This window comes from Rhodopseudomonas sp. (assembly GCF_013377015.1).
In the GTDB taxonomy this organism is placed as follows: Bacteria; Pseudomonadota; Alphaproteobacteria; order Rhizobiales; family Xanthobacteraceae; genus JARJEH01.
This window is the reverse complement of the sequence record NZ_JACABA010000007.1, coordinates 25,695-44,257: the sequence shown is the minus strand read 5'-3', so window position 1 is coordinate 44,257 and position 18,563 is coordinate 25,695. Positions and strand designations below refer to the sequence as shown.

The following is an 18,563-nucleotide window of genomic DNA, read 5'->3' as shown; positions in this document are numbered from 1 at the left end:
GCAATTGCGCCCTACCTTCTTGTCCGCTGGCCGACCGGCGCGGTGATCGGTTTCCAGCAACTCGGACCCGTCGGTCCGGGCTCGGCCGTCAGCACTTCGCTGATTTGCCACAGGCGGCGGTTCGCTTGCGCGTCGAGCGTCTGCGCCGGCGCCGGGAGGATCTTGCGATTACCGAAATACTGGCCGCTCACCTCCGCGAGCTCCGGGGCGTTGGCGACATAGAGTACGCGGCGCGCGGCCCGCTCGGGAGAAGGGATCGCCCAGCCCAGCAGCCGGGCGAACAGCTTCAGGAAGACGCCCTGGGCGCCATCGGTGCCGCCGAGGTTCGATTTGAAGACGCCCGGAAAAACGCAATTGACGGTCACGCCGCTGCCCTGCAGCCGGCGCGCCAGTTCGAAGGTGAAATGCAGATTGCCGAGCTTGGACTGGCCGTAGGCCTGCATCATGCGGTAGGGGCGCCGGTCCCAGTTCAGATCATCGAAATCCAGCGCCGTGTTGATGCGGGTGCCGACGTTGACGATCCGCGCCGGAGCGCTGGCTTTGAGTAGATCCAGCAGCAGGTTGGTGAGGAGAAACGGGCCGAGGTGGTTCACGGCCAACGCGCACTCGATGCCCTCGGGGCTCAGCCGCCGCTCAGCGAAAGCTGTGCCGGCGTTGTTCACCAGCAGGTGCAGATGTTCGAAACGTTCGAGTACCGCACGCGCCAAAGCGCGGATCGCTGACTGGTCGGCGAGATCGGCGACGAAAAGATGGAGATCGTCGCTGCCCGTGGTTGCGCGGATGTCCTCTAGCGCCTTCTCGCCCCGCGCACGGTCGCGCACCACCAAGCCAACGCGCGCTCCCTCAGCCGCCAACGCCGCGGCGATGGCCTTGCCAAGGCCCGAATTGGCGCCTGTGACCAGGGCTGTTCTTCTCCCCTCAGCGCTTGTGCTCATCGGTTCTTCCGTTGTGCTGGATCAGGGATCGGACCTGGCCCGCATTGTTCACAGGTGGGCGGACTCGCTCAAGCCTTCCTGCTCACACACTGTTGCAGGCGGCGCTCTACTATGGCGTCGCGATGCGCGTGCGCGCGAGGCCGGTTCGGGTCGTGCCCGGCAAGGGCGGCGCCGCGGTGCCGGTGGCGTGCGGGAAATACTGGTACTGCATCGAGTGCATCGCCCCCGCTTCGGTGCTCCATGAATCGGTCGCAATCGGCGTCACTGTGAACGAGTCCGGGTTGTTCGGAACGATCTCCGTGTAGGTCGGAATGATTCCGCTCAGGTCCCGCTCACCCCAAATGATGCACCTGTTGCAGCCCGTACACTGGCGTCGGAATCCCTTCCATCCGCGCCTTGATTTGCAGCGACAGGAACTGCGAGTAGTGCCGCGATTGGTGCAGATTGCCACCGTGGAACCAAAGTCCCGGCTGCTGCGTCGGCTTCCACATATTGCGCTGCTCGCCTTCCCAGGGGCCGGGGTCCTTTCTGGTATTCGAGCCGAGGCCCCAGACCTTGCCGACCTTGTTCGCCACGTCCTTTGAAATCAGGTCGGCGGCAAAACCGTTCATCGAACCGTAGCCGGTGGCGTAGACCACCAGGTCGGCGGGGAGTTCGGTGCCGTCGCTCAGAATCACCGAATGCTCGGTGAGGCGTTTGACGTCGACACCGCTCTTGAGATGGATGCTGCCATTGGCGATCAGCTCCGAGGCGCCGACATCGATGTAGTAGCCCGAGCCCCGGCGCAAATATTTCATGAACAGGCCGGACTCGTCATCGCCGTAGTCGAGCATGAACCCGGCCTGCTCGAGCCGCTTGTAAAAATCGGCGTCGCGTTCGCGGATCGCGTTGTAAACCGGGATCTGGAATTCGTGCAGGATCTTGTAGGGCAGCGAGGCGAAAATCAGATCGGCCTTGGCGGTGGTCATGCCGGAACGCACCGCCTGCTCGGAATAGAGGCCAGCCAGCCCCAATTCCATCAGCGAGTCGGATTTCACCACGTGGGTGCTCGAACGCTGCACCATGGTGACGTCGGCGCCGGCTTCCCACAGCGCCGCGCAGATATCGTGCGCGGAATTGTTGGAGCCGATCACCACCGCCTTCTTGCCCTTGTATTTGTCCGGCCCCGGATGCTGCGAGGAATGGTGCTGATCGCCCTTGAACAGCTCCATGCCTTCGAATGTCGGCATGTTGGGCTTGGCCGACATGCCGGTGGCGAGCACCAGCTGTTTCGGCTTCAGCACAATCTCCTTGCCGTCGCGCTCGACCACCACGGTCCATTCGCCGGCGGCTTCGTCGTAGGACGCCTTCTTGCAGGTGGTCGAGCTCCAATAGTTCAGCTCCATCACCTTGGTGTACATCTCCAGCCAGTCGCCGATCTTGTCCTTCGGCGCGAACACCGGCCAGTTCGGAGGAAATGGCAGATAGGGCAGGTGGTCGTACCAGACCGGATCGTGCAGGCAGAGCGACTTGTAGCGCTTGCGCCAGCTGTCGCCGGGACGTTCGTTCTTTTCGATGATGAGGGTCGGTACGCCGAGCTGGCGCAGCCGGGCGCCGAGCGCGATGCCGCCCTGGCCGCCGCCGATGATCAGGCAATAGGGCTGACGCGTGAAGCCGAGCTCGGCGGTTTCGGCGTCACGCTCTTCCTTCCAGGTCTTGCGGTTGGGATCGACGCCGTGCTTGGCGCCCATCGGGCGGTCGAAGCCGAGCGGTTCTTCATATCCCTTGAGTTCGACCATGGTGGTCAGCAGGGTCCAGATCCGGCCGTCCTTCAGGCGCAGATGGCCGAAGCCGCGGGCGACCGCGGTTTCGAATTGGATCCAGCTTTCGATGATTCCGTCGGCCTCGGAGGCGTCCTCGCCATCGGCGATCTTCCAGTTCGACGGCTTGGTCTCGGCGAGCCGCGCCTTGAGCATGTCGCGGACCTGGTCCTTGCCCTCCATGGTCTTGATGTTCCAGGTGAAGGTGACGAGGTCGCGCCAGTAGCATTCGGTCTGAAACAGATCGATCGCGCGGTCGATGTCGCCGGCGCTCAAGGCGCTGTCGAGCATACTGAGCAGCGTGGAGACCTTGCCGTTGGGGGCGGTGTCGAGCATTGCTATTCCTCCCTGTAAGCCGATGGCACCTTTTGGCGCGCTTGTCCGAGCTTCGCTGCGTCGCAGCAAAGAAATCGGCGACAGGTCTGATCGACGCGCGCCGTTGTTACGATCCAGGAAACATGGTGATCCTAACACGTCGCGCCAAGGAGGCGAGCGGGAAACAAGGAAACATCGTAATCCTGATTGGTAGTTGCGCAGCCGCTCATCGGCGCGCAGCTTGATGCTGCGCGTCACTGGACGCGGCGGCGAGGTCGGGCGCCGGATTATTCGGTTAGCACGTTCAGCTTGGCGGCGCCGCGGTAGCCGTAGACGTCGAACAGCAAAGTGAGGATCTCGCCGGCGATCGCGGCGTCGCTGAAGCCGTCGAGCGGATAGCTCTTGGCGTAATTCGGCGACCGGCCGGGATCGGCGTAGCCGGCGGCGCGCAGCCTTGCGATGCGCTCCGGGGTCAGCACTGCGGCGAGCGCGGCCCAGCTCTCGGCGGATTGCGCCTCGCAATAGATCGCCACCGGCGGGGTCTCGGGCATGCACTGGATGTAGCCAATGCCGGTTTCGAAGACGACATGGACTCGGTGGGCGCTGTTGACCCGCAGGCGCTGGATTTCCGCTGTGGTGCTGCCGCCGTCGTGAGCGATCAGCTCGGCCGCGGTGTTGGCGAGTTGCGGCGTGTCCGCGCGCGGCACGTATGAACAGCCGTGCAGCGCCGTCGCCCGCATCTGCGGTGCGTCGTTGACGATCCCGGCGAGATTCTGCGACGGGCCGTTGCGCGGCGGGCAGGGCAGGTTGGGCACCCAATTGGTGTTCAGCTCGAGATCGGCAAGGTTGGCGCCGTAGCCGTCGGTCAACGTGCGCAGGATCTGCTCGGCGATCGTGGCCGTCGCGGTGTCGGGGGCGAAGCTGCGCGCGTAGTTGCCGAAGCTGGGATCGAGCACCCAGCCCAATGCGGCGAGCTGGTTCTGTCGCTCCAGCGTCAGCACCCGCTTCAACGACGGCTGCAGCGTCGGTGCCGCCGCCTCGCAGCGCATCGCGCGGTCCGGCTGCCGATGGCATTGCACGTATTTGTTGCCGTCCCAGATCGTGGCGTAGCCAATCCGCCCGACCCGGACCAGCGAGGTGATGTTCTGCAGCGCCTGATCGATCCGCTCGACCGGCGTCTGCGCGATGGCGGAGCCGTTCCCGCCGATAATCAGCGCGGCTAGCACTGCCGCGCGAAACCAGTTCCGAATCCCCATGGCCGCCCTACAACGCAACACGCCGTGGCAATCGACTCCGGGCCAATGCCCGGCTCAAAATCGCCCGAACACCGCGGAACATAATAGGAACAAATAGTGCTGTCGTCAACCCATGGTTGCGCCGACTAATCCCAGCTCATCAGCCGGCGCAGTTGCGGGGTCTTCTTGTGCTGGTTGGCGGCCATCCGCTCCAATAGCGTGTCGAGCTCGGTAATCGCCTTGAAGAGATAGGGGCCCTTGTTGAGCATCACGCATTCGGCGCGCGCCGCCATCGCCGCGTCGGTCATCTCGCCGCGCGACGGCGTGCCCTTCTTGACCAGATGTTCGAGAACCTGCGTGGCCCAGATCACCGGGATGTGGGCGGCTTCGCCGATCCACAGAATCTCCTCCTGCATCTCCGCGAGCCGCGCGAAGCCGATCTCGACCGCGAGATCGCCGCGCGCGATCATGATCGCGGTCGGTTGCTGGCCCGCCGCCTGCACCACGATCTCCGGCAGATTCGCCACCGCCTTCGGGGTCTCGATCTTGAGGATCAGCGATAGCGTCCGCCAGTCGTCCGGTCGCCGCTCGGCCAGCGCCGCCTGCAGCATTTCGACATCGGCCACCGATTGCACGAAAGAGAATTCGACGCCGTCGGCATGAGCGGCGATGAAGTCGAGATCGCAGCGGTCCTTGGCGGTGAGCGCCTCGATCTCCATCGGCGTATCGGGAAAGTTCAGACCCTTCTCGGACTTCAGCCGGACGCCCTTGTCGGCAGCGGCGGTGACGCGCCCGAGCAGGCCCCAGGGCGCGACTTTTTCGATCCGGACGCACAGCTTGCCGTCGTCGACGAACACCCGCGCGCCGACCGGAGTCAACGTGAGCGGTTCGGGCAGGGTGCATTCGACGGCGAAATACTCCTCCGGATGATCGATGCGGTCGAGCCCGCCTTCCGGCACGATCGCCAGCAGATCGCCGGTGCCGATCCGATCACGGCCGTTCGGCGCGAACACCTTGCCGGTGCGGATTTTCGGGCCGGCGATGTCCATCAAGACCTTGATGCGCCGGCCGGCGTCCTGTTCGGCGGCGCGTACATTGACGATCATGCGCTGCCAGTGCTCGGCGTCGTCATGCGCGCAATTGATCCGGACCGCTTCGACGCCGCGCTCGGCCAGCCGCTGCATGAGCACCGGATCGTCGGCGGCCTCGGTCGGGCAGGTGACGAGCAGCGCGGTGGAACGCCGCTCCGGGGAGGCGCCGAACAGTTCGAGGCTGCGCTGGCTGAGATCATGTTCGCCGGCGAAGAATCGCTTCGACGATGGCCGCTTGGCATGCGTGTCACCGCACAGCGCCGCTAGCGTCGCGCTGACCGCCTGCAGGGTCGGCAGCACCCGGCTTTCCAGCCGGCCGAGCGACGACAGCCCGAGTGCCATCAGCGAGCGCTGCAACGGCCGCAGATCGTGCCTGCGCAGCGCGAGGTAATGCGCCAGGTTGGCTGCGCTGGCTTCAAAGCCGGGGCGCTCGATGCGGCCGGCCCAGACGCGGTCTTCACCGTCGCGCTCGACCGCCGCGATCAAGTGGTCGATGCGTTGTTTCAGATGGGCAATGTCGATGGTCATGAGATGGGTCCGGAAGGCCTGGAGCGGTGGGTCAGTGATCGCTGCCGCCGGCGCGCGTGCGGCGGCTCTGAAGTTCTCTACATCACATCGGCGCGGCACGTCGTTGCGAGGTGCTGAGAACTCCGGATTCCGAACACTAAAGCGTCTATGCGCAACTCCTGTGACGGATCAAAATACCGCTAATTGCGGTCTTAGCAGCAGCGATCCGCCTGGGTGATCCGTTCCGGGTCCCAGCCACGGCATCAAGAACGGGTGGCCAAGGCCGCCGGCGACGATTACGGATGTCGCGATCCACCACCGGAGGTTTTCGTCGTGCGCATCATGCTCTATGGCATCAAGAATTGCGATACCATGAAAAAAGCCCGAGGTTGGCTCGACGGCAACGGCATCGCCTACGAATTTCACGACTACAAGACCGCCGGCATCGACGCGGCGCGGCTGACGCGCTGGGCCAGGGCCGTCGGTTGGGAAACCCTGCTGAACCGCGCCGGCACCACGTTTCGCAAGCTTGCCGACGCCGACAAGAACGGATTGAACGAACAGAAGGCGATCGCACTGATGCTGGCGCAACCCTCGATGATCAAGCGGCCGGTGCTCGAGCGCGGCGGACAATTGCTGGTCGGGTTCAAGCCGGAGCTTTACGCCAAGGAATTAGCATAGCCAGGACGGGCGACAAATTCGATCGAATTTGCTGACTCGCGATATTGCGAGCACTGAACAGCGGCCGGTTGCACGGCTCAAGACTTCGCGACGAAGCGCTGCAAAATATTGGCCTGTCATCTTTACGCTGCCCAGCATTGCATCTTGCGCAACCCTCCCGATTGACGGCATATTCCCTGCAGAGAAGGATCGGGTTCGCGGCGCCGTTTACGGGCACGCCACGGACACCGGACGTCAACAATAAATCGGCCGCGCGCGATGGCTCCGCCGCGAAGGCCGATTGGGGGAAATTTGCTTGGCCGATGACTTCATCCTTGAAACCCATGGATTGACCAAGGAATTCGCGGGCTTCTTCGCCGTTCGCGATGTCAATCTGCGGGTCCGCCGCGGCAGTATTCACGCTCTGATCGGCCCCAACGGGGCCGGCAAGACCACGTGCTTCAATCTGCTGACCAAATTCCTGCGGCCGAGCGGCGGCCAGATTCTCTACAAGGGCCAGGACATCACCGCGATGGCGCCGGCCGACGTGGCGCGGCTGGGCCTGGTGCGCTCGTTTCAGATTTCCGCGGTGTTTCCGCATCTGACCGCGCGGGAAAATGTCCGGGTCGCGCTGCAGCGCCAGCACGGTCACTCGTTCGATTTCTGGCGCTCCAAGAGCGTGCTCGATCGCTACGACCACCGCGCCCTCGAACTGCTGGACGACGTCGGCCTCAGCGAATTCGCCGAAACCGCGGCAGTCGAGATGCCCTATGGCCGCAAGCGCGCGCTGGAAATCGCCACTACGCTGGCGCTCGATCCGGAAATGATGCTGCTCGACGAGCCGATGGCCGGCATGGGCCACGAGGACATCGACAAGATCGCCGCACTGATCAAGCGGATCTCGGCGAAATACACCATCCTGATGGTCGAGCATAATCTCAGCGTGGTCGCCAACCTGTCCGACATCATCACGGTGCTGACCCGCGGTCAGGTGCTGGCCGAAGGCAATTATGCCGACCTGACCCAGGACGAACGGGTCAAGGAAGCCTATCTCGGAGCAGGTCATGGCTGAGACAATGACGGCCGGTCCGGCATCGATGGCCGCCGTGCCCGCCCCCGGCGACGCGCTACTGACGATTGAGAATCTGCAGGCGTGGTATGGCGAATCCCATATCCTGCACGGCATGGATTTCCACGTTCGTCCCGGCGAAGTGGTGACGCTGCTTGGCCGCAATGGCGCCGGCAAGACCACGACGCTGAAGTCGATCATGGGCATCATCGGCAAGCGCACCGGCTCGATCAGGTTCGACAATCACGACATCAGCCGCACCTCGTCCGACAAGATCGCGCGACTCGGCGTCGCGTTCTGTCCGGAGGAGCGCGGCATTTTCGCCAGCCTCGACGTCCGCGAGAACCTGATGCTGCCGCCGCAGGTGCGCCCCGGCGGGTTGTCGCTGGAGCAGATCTTTGAACTGTTCCCCAATCTCAAGGAACGGCTGCGCAGCCAGGGCACCAAACTCTCCGGCGGCGAGCAGCAGATGCTGGCGATCGCGCGGATCCTGCGCACCGGCGCCCGTTTCCTGATGCTGGACGAGCCGACCGAGGGGCTCGCGCCGGTGATCATCCAGCAGATCGGCCACACCATCGCGCGGCTGAAGAACGAAGGCTTCACGATCCTTCTGGTCGAACAGAATTTCCGCTTCGCCGCGACCGTGGCGGACCGCTACTACATCGTCGAGCACGGCAAGATTATCGACGGCTTCGCCAATTCCGAACTCGAGGCGAATATGGACAAGCTGCACACTTATCTCGGCGTCTGATTTTTGCGGAAAAATGCTAGAGGGAGATTGAAATGAGAAACAAAGCTTCAGCTGTTCTTCTCGGCGCCGCGCTCGCATTGGCCGCCAGTGGCGCAGCCTACGCCCAGGACAAGACCGTCAAGATCGGCGTGCTCACCGACAATTCCGGGCTGTATGCTGACCTCGGCGGCCCCGGCTCGACGGTCGCGGCGCAGATGGCGATCGAGGATTCCGGCATGGCCGCCAAGGGCTGGAAGCTCGACCTGATCTCGGCCGACCACCAGAACAAGCCCGATATCGGCACCAGCATCGCCCGGCAATGGATCGACGTCGAGAAGGTCGACGTCCTCATGGACGTGCTGAATTCCGGCGTGGCGCTCGCGGTCAACAACGTCGTCAAGGAAAAGAACAACCTGATGATCAATTCGGGGGCCGCCACCTCGGATCTGACCAACGCGCAGTGCTCGCCGAACACGGTGCACTGGACCTACGACACCTACATGCTGGCGCATTCGACCGGTCAGGCGCTGGTCAAGGCCGGCGGCGACACCTGGTACTTCCTGACCGCCGACTACGCGTTCGGCGCGGCGCTGGAGCGCGATACCACCGCAGTGGTCCTCGCCAATGGCGGCAAGGTGGTCGGCACCGTCAAGCACCCGCTCAACACCGCGGACTTCTCCTCGTTCCTGCTGCAGGCGCAGGCCTCGAAGGCGAAGATCATCGGCATGGCCAATGCCGGCGGCGACACCACCAACACCATCAAGCAGGCGGCCGAATTCGGCATCGTCTCCGGCGGCCAGAAGCTGGCGGGTCTGCTGCTGTTCATCAGCGACGTGCATTCGCTCGGCCTGCCGGTCGCGCAGGGGCTGAACCTGAGCGCGACGTTCTACTGGGACGCCAACGACCAGACCCGGGAGTTCTCGAAGCGGTTCTCGGAGCGGATGAAGACCAAGTCGAAGCCGACCATGGTTCAGGCCGGCGTCTATGCCGGACTGCTGCACTACTTCAAGGCGCTGGAGGCGCTCGGCGGCAACCCGCATGACGGCGCCAAAGTCGCCGACAAGATGAAGGAAATCCCGACCGACGATACCTTGTTCGGTAAGGGCATGATCCAGCCGAACGGCCGTGCGATCCATCCAGCCTATCTGTTCGAGGTCAAGAAGCCTTCGGAGTCCAAATATCCGTGGGACTACTACAAGCTGATCGGCACCACCCCGGCCGAGCAGGCGTTCCGGCCGCTGGCCGAGAGCACCTGTCCGCTGCTGAAGAAGTAAATTCGACCGCCCGGCGGCCGCGACGCCGCCGGGCTTTTCTTCCTTACCGCTGAGAGTTGAAGCGATATGTCGATCAATTTGCAGGCCCTGATGGCGCAGCTTCTGGTCGGGCTGATCAATGGCTCGTTCTACGCGCTGTTGAGTCTAGGCCTCGCCGTGATCTTCGGGATGCTCAACATCATCAATTTCGCGCACGGCGCGGTCTACATGATGGGCGCGTTCTGCGCCTATTTCCTGCTCAACGTGATGGGCATCGGCTACTGGCCGGCGCTGATCATCGCGCCGATCGTGGTCGGCATCTTCGGCATGATCCTGGAACGGACCATGCTGCAATGGCTGGCCGGACTCGACCATCTCTATGGTTTGCTGCTGACCTTCGGGATGGCGCTGATCATCCAGGGCGTGTTCCAGAACTATTTCGGCTCCTCGGGATTGCCTTACGCGATCCCTGCCGAATTGCAGGGTGGGATGAATCTCGGCTTCATGTTCCTGCCGATCTATCGCGGCTGGGTGGTCATATGCTCGCTGATCGTCTGTCTGGCGACCTGGTTCCTGATCGAGCGCACCAGGCTCGGCGCCAATCTGCGCGCCGCGACCGAAAATCCGACGCTGGTGCGCGCCTTCGGCATCAACGTGCCGCGCATGATCACGCTGACCTACGGGCTCGGCGTCGGTCTCGCGGCGCTGGCCGGTGTGTTGTCGGCGCCGATCAACCAGGTGCGGCCCTTGATGGGCGCCGACCTGATCATCGTGGTGTTCGCGGTGGTGGTGATCGGCGGCATGGGCTCGATCATGGGCTCGATCATCACCGGTTTCGCGCTCGGCATCGTCGAAGGCTTGACCAAGTATTTCTATCCCGAGGCGTCCAATACCGTGGTGTTCGTGCTGATGGTGCTGGTGTTGCTGGTGAAGCCATCGGGACTGACGGGGCGGACGACCTGAGATGACAGCAATGAGCGACGATACCATTCCCACCGCGCGCCGACCCGTCCGCGACGAGATGATCGCGTTCGTGATCATGACGGCGCTGCTGCTGGTGGTGCCGCTGACCGGGGTCTATCCGTTCTTCGTGATGCAGGGGCTGTGCTTCGCGTTGCTGGCCTGCGCCTTCAACCTGCTGATCGGCTATGGCGGACTGTTGTCGTTCGGTCACGCCATGTTTCTCGGCACCGCCGGCTACGTCACTGCGCATGCGCTGAAGGTGTGGGGGCTGTCGCCGGAACTCGGCATCCTCGCCGGCGTCGCCGGCGCCGCAGCGCTCTCCGTGCTCACCGGTCTGATCGCGATCCGCCGCCAGGGCATCTATTTCGCGATGATCACGCTGGCGTTGTCGCAACTGCTGTACTTCGTCTACTTGCAGACGCCGTTTACCCATGGCGAGGACGGCATCCAGGGCATTCCGCAGGGCCTGTTGTTCGGATTCATCAACCTCGCCAAGCCGATCACGCTGTACTACGTGATCCTGACCGGCTTTTTGTTCGGATTTCTGGTGATCTACCGCGCCATCAATTCGCCGTTCGGCGAGGTCTTGAAGGCGATCCGCGAAAACGAGCCGCGCGCGGTCTCGCTCGGCTACAAGACCGATCAATACAAGCTGTTGGCCTACATCCTGTCGGGGACGCTGGCCGGCTTCGCCGGCGCGCTGAAAGTGTTCGTGGCGCAGAATGCCTCGCTCACCGACGTGCACTGGTCAATGTCCGGAGAAATTGTGCTGATGACGCTGGTCGGCGGCCTCGGCACCGTGTTCGGCCCGGTGGTCGGCGCCTTCGTCATCATCGCCATGCAGCAATATCTTGCCGGGTTCGGGCAATGGGTCACGGTGATCCAGGGCGGAATCTTTGTGATCTGCGTGCTGACCTTCCGCCGCGGCGTGATCGGCGAGATCGCACACTACTTCAAGCGCTCGCTGTAAGGCAGCTGATCACGGCACCGCCCACGGCGCGAGACGCCACCGCACCGGCCTTGCGAGACGTTGTTGCAGGCCGGGCACGACCAATGGCGTTGGCCGTGCCCGGCAATTCGTCAGGCACGTGGGAAAATCTCGTATTGCAGCGAGTAATTCAGCGGCAGCAGGTCGCTGTCCTTGTGTTCGGCGTGCTCGGCCATGTGGAATGCCCCCTGCTTGCGTCGCTTGCCGCCCGACTTGGCGGCCCTTTTCGAGCGTTCCATGGCTTCGCTCATCAGATTCTCGACATCAGCGCTGAACTTGACCACCTGCGCGCTGGTGATCGGTGCCGGCTGCAGCACAGCAGCGGGTTGCTGGGCGATCAACTCGGCCGGCTCTGCCATCTCCACCGGCTCCAGGACCGCTGGCTCGGGCTCGCCGACATCGGCAGCGCTGTCGATTGCGACGACCGGCGCGTCAGTGGGCTCCACGCTCGGCGCCGGTTCGGAAGGCGTCCAGCTCACCGGCTCGTCCTCGTGCGGGTGGTGAGCATCGTCCGTCAGTGTCGGCTCGGCGTTGAGGCTTGTCCCAGGTTCAAGGTGTGTATCTGATTCAAGGTGGACTTCCGGCTTGAGGCTCGCAGCCAGCGCGCTTGCCACGACGTGCGGTCGAACCTGATCCTCTTGCGGCCAATGCAACGGCTGGCTCTGGCTGGGCCAGCCGTCTTCCTGCAGCCGTGTCTCAGGCTCCAGCCTGGCCGCGGGCCGATGTGCCGCGGTGCGCACGGGCGGCTGGTCGGCGAATTCCGCCCACCAGCGGTCCGATGCGCGGCGATAGGGCCGGTCGAAAGCCTCGAGGCCGATCGGCGGCGTCGTCATGGCGGCAATCGAAGGGGCAGGGCGCTCGACCACCGGCTCCGGTTCGTTGCGCTGGTCTTCGAGGTCTTCATTGGCCTCGATCCGCTGCCGGGCGCGTTCGACCTGGGCCTGAATCTTCGCGGCGTAAACGCTCGGCGGCGAGAAGAAGATCTTGGCGACGACTGGGACGATCTCCAGGAAGATGATGAAGAACCGGGTCATCCAGGAGAACAGCGCCATCGTCGCGCCATCCTTCGGATCGTTCTTGAGCTCCTGATAGGCCGCCATCCGGGTCAGCGGATCGACCTTCTCCTTCTTCTCCTGATAGTAGGATTCGCTCAGCGCCTTGCGCCGGAACTCGGCGACGCTGGCCAGCTTGGCGGCATCGAATTCCCGGAGGTCGACGCGGGCGGCGTCGATCTGCTTCTGCAACTCGTCGCGCTTGCGCTGGATCACCTCGCGCTCGCGGTCGCGGGTCACCAGCGTCTCGGCGGCGATCTTGGCCTGCGCACCGCGCAGTTCGTCGCGCTTGACGTGCAATTGGGCGATCTCGGCTTCGCGCGCCGCGCGCTGCGCCTCGAAGGATTCTTTCTGCTTCTTGGCAAATTCATAGCGCATCCCGGCGCCCGGCCGCCCGCTATTGGTCGGGCTGACCTTGAGGCCGAATTCCTCGGCATGCATGTCGGCGATATAGCGCTGGATCGTGCCCTCGATCTGACGGATGTCGTTGCGAATCTCGCTTTCCCGCGTCCCCAGCGCCTTGATCTGCTGCTCGATATCGTCGGAACGGGTCAGCGCCGACGGTTCGGCGGCGGCGTCGGAGGTCACCGCGTTGCGATGCAGCTGCTCCAGCGCGGCGATATTGGCCTGCCGGCGATCCGATTCGGCGTTGAGCTGAGATTCGTATTGCTCGACCTTCTGGTAGATCGGCGCATTGGCGGCGACGCGGTCGGCCTCGATCTTTTCATTGATGGTGCCGGAAAAGATCGCCAGCTCCAGGAACATCGCGATCACCCAGGCCAGGCCGAACGACATGCTGAGCCGGACCGCGATGCGAACGAACCGCCAGGTCGACTGCCGCGCTTCCGCGCTGGTCTGCTTGGTGGCGTTGTTCCACAGCGTGCCCTGGTAGAACCAGTCCGATTGGCACAGCGCGCGATCGAACATCAGCACGGTCAGGGCGATCACCACCGAGACCAGCAGCCGCGTCCAGACGCCGACGATCATGTAGCCGGTGGCGTGGAACGAAACCCCCAGCACCACGACGAACGACAGACACAGCGAGAAGCCGAGATGTGTCGCCCACATCTTGTCGGTCGCCGGACAGCTGGCCAAGGTCTTGCGATCGACGCCGGCGATTAATCCAAGTGCGCGTTGAAGCATGGCTGCCCAGTTCTGCGGAGTTCTGCGCCGCGGTTGAAAAATGACAGGACAGATTCGATTCTAGCAGAACGGTGACGATTTCAAGTCGTGCCAGGCCGGGTCGCGGTTCCCTTGCGGGTTACTACACGTCGTTAGCAATGCCGCTTAAGCATCCGTAGTTAGTAGACAAGTTTCACGCGCAGCGGGATTCACCGATGCCGTTTCGGGCGTTCAAAATTTTTTTGGAGCGGCGAGGGAATGATTAGTTGGCCAATCCCTGAATACCTTTTTGCGATGCACCTCATGAGCCACGCGCGCTACGCGATTCACTTCAAGTGATTCGTGAAGCCGCGAATCAGGAGGGGACGGACTCGGAAATGCCGGTCGGGGTGATTGCAGACGACTCCGATTGGACATGTCCTGGGCTATGAAAATCCGGGGGATCGGCCGGCGCGAGCCGCGGGCGAGGGGCGCTCGGTTGCGGCGCTTGCGCCCCACCAAACGATGGAACGAAGCGGCTGACCAATGGGCGATTGCTCCGGGTTGCGGGAAATGGTTTATGACAGTTTCGTGACAGTGACGGCCGCCCGGCGCGTTGTCCCCCAATAACTCGGATGTCTCAATGCTGCTGCGATGGTTTCGCGTCTTCCTGCCCAAGGAGGAGAGGTTCTTTGACCTGTTCGCCCGGCATTCCCAGACCTGCGTGCAGGGCGCCGAGGCGCTGCAGCAGATGCTGCGGGGCGGTGACGAGACCCCGCTGCATTGCCAACGCGTCAGCCAGTTCGAGAACGACGCCGATGGCATCACCCGCGAGGTGCTGACCGCGGTGCGCCGTACCTTCATCACCCCGTTCGACCGGGTCGACATCAAGAACCTGATCACCGCGATGGACGACGCCATCGACCAGATGCAGCAGACCGCCAAGGCGGTGATCCTGTTCGAGGTGCGCGAGTTCGAGCCGCCAATGCGGGAAATCGGAACGCTGCTGGTGGAATGCGCCAATCTGGTCGGCCGCGCGCTGCCGTTGATGAAGTCGATCGGCCAGAATGTCGGGATGCTGACCGCGATCACCGAGGAACTCGGCAAGCTGGAGGGCCGGGTCGACGACCTCCACGACATCGGTCTCAAGGAATTGTTTCTCAAGCATCGCGACGCCAACGCGATGGATTTCATCGTCGGCGCCGAGATCTACGACCATCTGGAGAAGGTGGCCGACCGCTTCGACGACGTCGCCAACGAGATCAACAGCATCGTGATCGAACAGGTTTAGGGGCCGCAGTGGACGCCACGCTTGGTCTGCCGGTCCTGATCGGTCTCATCGCAGTCGCGCTGTTGTTCGATTTCCTCAACGGCCTGCACGACGCTGCCAATTCGATCGCCACCATCGTCTCGACCCGGGTGCTGCGGCCGCAATATGCCGTGCTGTGGGCGTCGTTTTTCAATTTCGTCGCGTTTTCGGTGTTCGGCCTGAATGTCGCCAACACCATCGGCACCGGCATCATAGAGCCGAGCGTGATCGACGCCCATGTGATCTTCGCCGCGCTGATGGGAGCGATCGTCTGGAACGTCGTCACCTGGGGGCTCGGGATTCCGTCGAGCTCGTCGCACGCGCTGATTGGCGGCTTGCTCGGCGGTGGCCTCGCCAAGGCCGGATTGTCGGCGGCGGTATGGAGCGGGCTATCGAAGGCGCTCTTGGCGATCGTGCTGTCGCCGCTGGTCGGGTTCCTGCTGGCTTTGGTGCTGGTGGCGATCGTGTCGTGGGCGGCGGTGCGCTCGACGCCTTTCGCGGTGGATCGCGCGTTCCGGATCCTGCAATTCGCCTCCGCCTCGCTGTATTCGCTCGGCCATGGCGGCAACGACGCCCAGAAGACCATGGGCATCATCGCGGTGCTGCTGTATTCGCAAGGCTACACCGGCGAGCATTTCGCGGTGCCGTTCTGGGTGGTGTTGTCGTGCCAGGCCGCGATGGCGCTGGGCACGCTGATGGGCGGCTGGCGGATCGTCCGCACCATGGGGCTGCGGATCACCAAGCTGACCCCGATGCAGGGTTTTTGCGCCGAGACCGGCGGCGCCGCGACGCTGTTCGTGGCGACCTATCTGGGCGTTCCGGTTTCCACCACCCACACCATTACCGGCGCGATCGTCGGCGTCGGCGCCGCACGGCGGGTCTCGGCGGTGCGCTGGAACGTGGCGAGCTCGATCGTCTATGCTTGGGTGATCACGATCCCGGCCGCCGCCAGCGTCGCCGCACTGGCCTATTGGGCGGTGAAGCTGCTGAAGTTTTAGGAAACTGACCCTCGTCATTCCGGGGCGCGAGCCGGAGGCGAGCGAACCCGGAATCTTGCGGTGCACCCGGGCGTTATGGTCCAGCGGCGAGGTTCCGGGTTCGCGCGCAGCTGTCGCTGCTTGCGCCCCGGAACGACGGGGCAGGGCTCAGCTCGCCAGCTTCAGCCCGAAAATCCCCGCCACGATCAGGCCAATGCAGGCCAGCCGGATCGCACCGGCCGGTTCGCCCAAGAGCACGATGCCGAGGATCGCGGTGCCGACTGCGCCGATCCCGGTCCACACCGCATAGGCGGTGCCCATCGGCAGCGTCTTCAGCGCCAGGCCGAGCAGCGCCATGCTGGCGGCCATGCTGGCCAGCGTCAGCACCGACGGCCACAGCCGGGTGAAACCTTCGGTGTATTTCAGCCCGACGGCCCATCCGACTTCCATCAAGCCAGCCGACAGCAGCAGCAACCAGGCCATTCTTCGTCTCCCGATCCGCGGGTGTATCCAAGAGGAATTTCAAATGCTTGGCGGTGATCCTTGCAGCTCTATATGAGTCTGAACCGGGCCGCCGTGCAATTGCGGCCGGTCCTCGCCGATCCCCATAACGCCCTTGATTGCGCCGGCTTTCCCTGCCACAGGCTCGCTATGTCCGACCTCGCTCTCCCCACCGAACAGCCCTCCGCTGCGCGCGCCTCGCTCGCCGCCGAAGTGGCGCGCCGCCGCACCTTCGCGATCATCTCGCATCCCGACGCCGGCAAGACCACGCTGACCGAAAAGCTGCTGCTGTTCGGCGGCGCCATCAATCTCGCCGGCCAGGTCAAGGCCAAGGGCGAACGCCGGAATACGCGCTCCGATTGGATGAAGATCGAGCGCGACCGCGGTATCTCGGTGGTGACCTCGGTGATGACCTTCGAGTTCCAGGGCCTCGTCTTCAACCTGCTCGACACGCCGGGCCATGAGGACTTTTCCGAGGACACCTACCGGACCCTGACCGCCGTCGACTCCGCCGTGATGGTGATCGACGCCGCCAAGGGCATCGAGGCGCGGACCCTGAAGCTGATCGAGGTCTGCCGGCTGCGCGACATTCCGATCATCACCTTCATCAACAAGATGGACCGCGACAGCCGCGACACCTTCGATCTCTTGGACGAGATCGAGAAGACGCTGGCGCTCGACACCACGCCGATGACCTGGCCGGTCGGCCGCGGCCGCGATTTCATGGGCACCTATGATCTGGCCACCGGCGGCATCCGCCTGCTGGAAGGCGGCGGCGCCAAGACCGGTGCTGCGGAAAACATCGACGTCGCCGCTCTCGCCGGCCGCAATCCCAATCTCGATGTCGCCGAGATCACCGAGGAACTGGCGCTGGTCAAGGAAGCCAGCAAGCCGTTCGATCTGGAGTCGTTTCGCGAGGGCCATCTGACGCCGGTCTATTTCGGCTCGGCGCTGCGCAATTTCGGCGTCGGCGATCTCCTCGAAGGCCTCGGCAAATTCGCGCCGTCGCCGCGCGATCAGGACAGCAATCTGCGCAAGGTCCACGCTTCCGACCCGGAGATGACCGCCTTCGTGTTCAAGATCCAGGCCAATATGGATCCGAACCACCGCGATCGCATCGCCTTTGCAAGGCTTTGCTCCGGCAAGCTGACGCGCGGCATGAAGGCCAAGCTGGTCCGCACCGGCAAGAATATGAGCCTGTCGAGTCCGCAATTCTTCTTCGCCCAGGACCGCGCGCTGGCGGACGAGGCCTTCGCCGGCGACGTCGTCGGCATTCCCAATCACGGCACGCTGCGGATCGGCGACACGCTGACCGAGGGCGAGGACCTGACCTTCGTCGGCGTCCCCAGCTTCGCGCCGGAAATCGTCCGCCGGGTCCGGCTCAAGGACGCGATGAAGGCCAAGAAGCTGAAGGAAGCGCTGCAGCAGATGTCGGAGGAGGGCGTGGTGCAGGTGTTTCGCCCGCGCGACGGCGCGCCCGCGCTGGTCGGCGTGGTCGGCTCGCTGCAGCTCGACGTGCTGAAGGCGCGGCTCGATGCCGAATATCAGCTGCCGGTGGAGTTCGAGGTCTCGGAATTTTCGCTGGCGCGTTGGATCTCGTCGGACGATCCGAAGAAGCTCAACGCCTTCGTCGCCGCCAACGGCTCCGGCGTCGCCGACGACGTCGATGGCGATCCGGTGTTCCTGGCCAAGAACGAATTCTATCTCGGCTACACCCGCGAACGCGCCGAGGGCATCGTGTTTTCCAGCATCAAGGATGTGAAGAAGAAGGCGTGAGGCGAGGGGTGACGCGCAGGGCGGCGCTTCTCGCGTGCGGCAGCGTCTTGCCTCGCCGTCTTGCGTGCCCCGGATGCGGTGCAACGCGCCGCGCAGCGGCGCGGTGCGCTGCTGATCCGGGGCCCCGCTGATCGGCGCCCAAACCGGGGTCCCGGTTCTGCGAAGCGGCGTTGCACGCCGCATCGCGCCCGGGACACGTCCCGCGATGACCGATTCAACTTTCAAACAGCCATACCTCCGCATTCTCGCGACGCCATCGCGCCCGAGTGATGCAAAACTTCCCGCCGCTCATAAACCGATGA

General features: G+C 63.9%; 16 protein-coding genes. 10 read left to right on the top strand and 6 right to left on the bottom strand.

Going from position 1 to position 18,563, the window contains the following annotated elements; all coding sequences use genetic code 11:
- Positions 1 to 11: 11 nt before the first annotated feature.
- Positions 12 to 935, bottom strand: a complete 924-nt coding sequence (locus HXX15_RS21440; protein WP_296518769.1) for an SDR family NAD(P)-dependent oxidoreductase — start codon at positions 933 to 935, stop codon at positions 12 to 14.
- 92 nt (positions 936 to 1,027) lie between these two features.
- Here HXX15_RS21440 and HXX15_RS21435 point away from each other — a divergent pair, with 92 nt between their 5' ends.
- Entirely contained in the window at positions 1,028 to 1,240 is a 213-nt protein-coding gene (locus HXX15_RS21435) for a hypothetical protein (RefSeq protein WP_296518767.1), read from the top strand.
- Between the two features lie 27 nt (positions 1,241 to 1,267).
- Here HXX15_RS21435 and HXX15_RS21430 read toward each other — a convergent pair whose 3' ends face one another.
- The 3 genes from HXX15_RS21430 to HXX15_RS21420 all read right to left on the bottom strand — a co-directional run bounded on the left by HXX15_RS21430 (position 1,268) and on the right by HXX15_RS21420 (position 5,903).
- The gene (locus HXX15_RS21430; RefSeq protein ID WP_296518766.1) at positions 1,268 to 3,070 is read right to left on the bottom strand and encodes an NAD(P)/FAD-dependent oxidoreductase; all 1,803 of its coding nucleotides are present in this window, start codon (positions 3,068 to 3,070) and stop codon (positions 1,268 to 1,270) included.
- A 266-nt stretch (positions 3,071 to 3,336) separates the two neighbouring features.
- Positions 3,337 to 4,305, bottom strand: coding sequence for a hypothetical protein (locus tag HXX15_RS21425; protein WP_296518764.1), 969 nt, complete (start codon positions 4,303 to 4,305; stop codon positions 3,337 to 3,339).
- Positions 4,306 to 4,430: 125 nt separating this feature from the next.
- Positions 4,431 to 5,903: a pyruvate kinase gene (locus tag HXX15_RS21420; RefSeq protein WP_296518762.1), complete on the bottom strand. Its 1,473-nt coding sequence runs from the start codon at positions 5,901 to 5,903 to the stop codon at positions 4,431 to 4,433.
- A 312-nt stretch (positions 5,904 to 6,215) separates the two neighbouring features.
- Between HXX15_RS21420 and HXX15_RS21415 the strand changes: the two genes are divergently transcribed.
- The 6 genes from HXX15_RS21415 to HXX15_RS21390 all read left to right on the top strand — a co-directional run bounded on the left by HXX15_RS21415 (position 6,216) and on the right by HXX15_RS21390 (position 11,527).
- A complete protein-coding gene (locus tag HXX15_RS21415; protein ID WP_296518760.1) occupies positions 6,216 to 6,563 on the top strand; it encodes an ArsC family reductase in 348 nt (115 codons plus the stop codon).
- Positions 6,564 to 6,858: 295 nt separating this feature from the next.
- Positions 6,859 to 7,614 (top strand): ABC transporter ATP-binding protein, encoded by a 756-nt coding sequence (locus tag HXX15_RS21410; protein ID WP_296518759.1) that lies wholly within the window; start codon positions 6,859 to 6,861, stop codon positions 7,612 to 7,614.
- A 4-nt stretch (positions 7,615 to 7,618) separates the two neighbouring features.
- Complete coding sequence (locus tag HXX15_RS21405; RefSeq protein WP_296519013.1) at positions 7,619 to 8,362, top strand: ABC transporter ATP-binding protein; 744 nt, start codon at positions 7,619 to 7,621, stop codon at positions 8,360 to 8,362.
- Positions 8,363 to 8,394: 32 nt separating this feature from the next.
- Positions 8,395 to 9,615 carry an ABC transporter substrate-binding protein gene (locus HXX15_RS21400; protein ID WP_296518757.1) on the top strand — a complete coding sequence of 407 codons (1,221 nt, stop codon included), beginning with the start codon at positions 8,395 to 8,397 and terminating at the stop codon, positions 9,613 to 9,615.
- Positions 9,616 to 9,693: 78 nt separating this feature from the next.
- Positions 9,694 to 10,557, top strand: coding sequence for a branched-chain amino acid ABC transporter permease (locus HXX15_RS21395; protein WP_296519011.1), 864 nt, complete (start codon positions 9,694 to 9,696; stop codon positions 10,555 to 10,557).
- Position 10,558: 1 nt separating this feature from the next.
- Entirely contained in the window at positions 10,559 to 11,527 is a 969-nt protein-coding gene (locus HXX15_RS21390) for a branched-chain amino acid ABC transporter permease (RefSeq protein WP_296518755.1), read from the top strand.
- 110 nt (positions 11,528 to 11,637) lie between these two features.
- Here HXX15_RS21390 and HXX15_RS21385 read toward each other — a convergent pair whose 3' ends face one another.
- A complete protein-coding gene (locus tag HXX15_RS21385; RefSeq protein WP_296518753.1) occupies positions 11,638 to 13,740 on the bottom strand; it encodes a DUF4407 domain-containing protein in 2,103 nt (700 codons plus the stop codon).
- Positions 13,741 to 14,344: 604 nt separating this feature from the next.
- Between HXX15_RS21385 and HXX15_RS21380 the strand changes: the two genes are divergently transcribed.
- Complete coding sequence (locus HXX15_RS21380; protein ID WP_296519009.1) at positions 14,345 to 14,989, top strand: DUF47 domain-containing protein; 645 nt, start codon at positions 14,345 to 14,347, stop codon at positions 14,987 to 14,989.
- A gap of 8 nt (positions 14,990 to 14,997) precedes the next feature.
- Positions 14,998 to 16,005 carry an inorganic phosphate transporter gene (locus HXX15_RS21375; protein ID WP_296518751.1) on the top strand — a complete coding sequence of 336 codons (1,008 nt, stop codon included), beginning with the start codon at positions 14,998 to 15,000 and terminating at the stop codon, positions 16,003 to 16,005.
- A gap of 147 nt (positions 16,006 to 16,152) precedes the next feature.
- On the opposite strand, the gene sugE is transcribed toward HXX15_RS21375, so the two are convergent.
- Positions 16,153 to 16,467 (bottom strand): quaternary ammonium compound efflux SMR transporter SugE, encoded by a 315-nt coding sequence (gene sugE, locus HXX15_RS21370; RefSeq protein ID WP_296518748.1) that lies wholly within the window; start codon positions 16,465 to 16,467, stop codon positions 16,153 to 16,155.
- 168 nt (positions 16,468 to 16,635) lie between these two features.
- On the opposite strand from sugE, the gene HXX15_RS21365 reads away from it, so the two are divergent.
- Positions 16,636 to 18,261 (top strand): peptide chain release factor 3, encoded by a 1,626-nt coding sequence (locus tag HXX15_RS21365; protein WP_296518746.1) that lies wholly within the window; start codon positions 16,636 to 16,638, stop codon positions 18,259 to 18,261.
- The last annotated feature ends 302 nt before the right edge of the window (positions 18,262 to 18,563 follow it).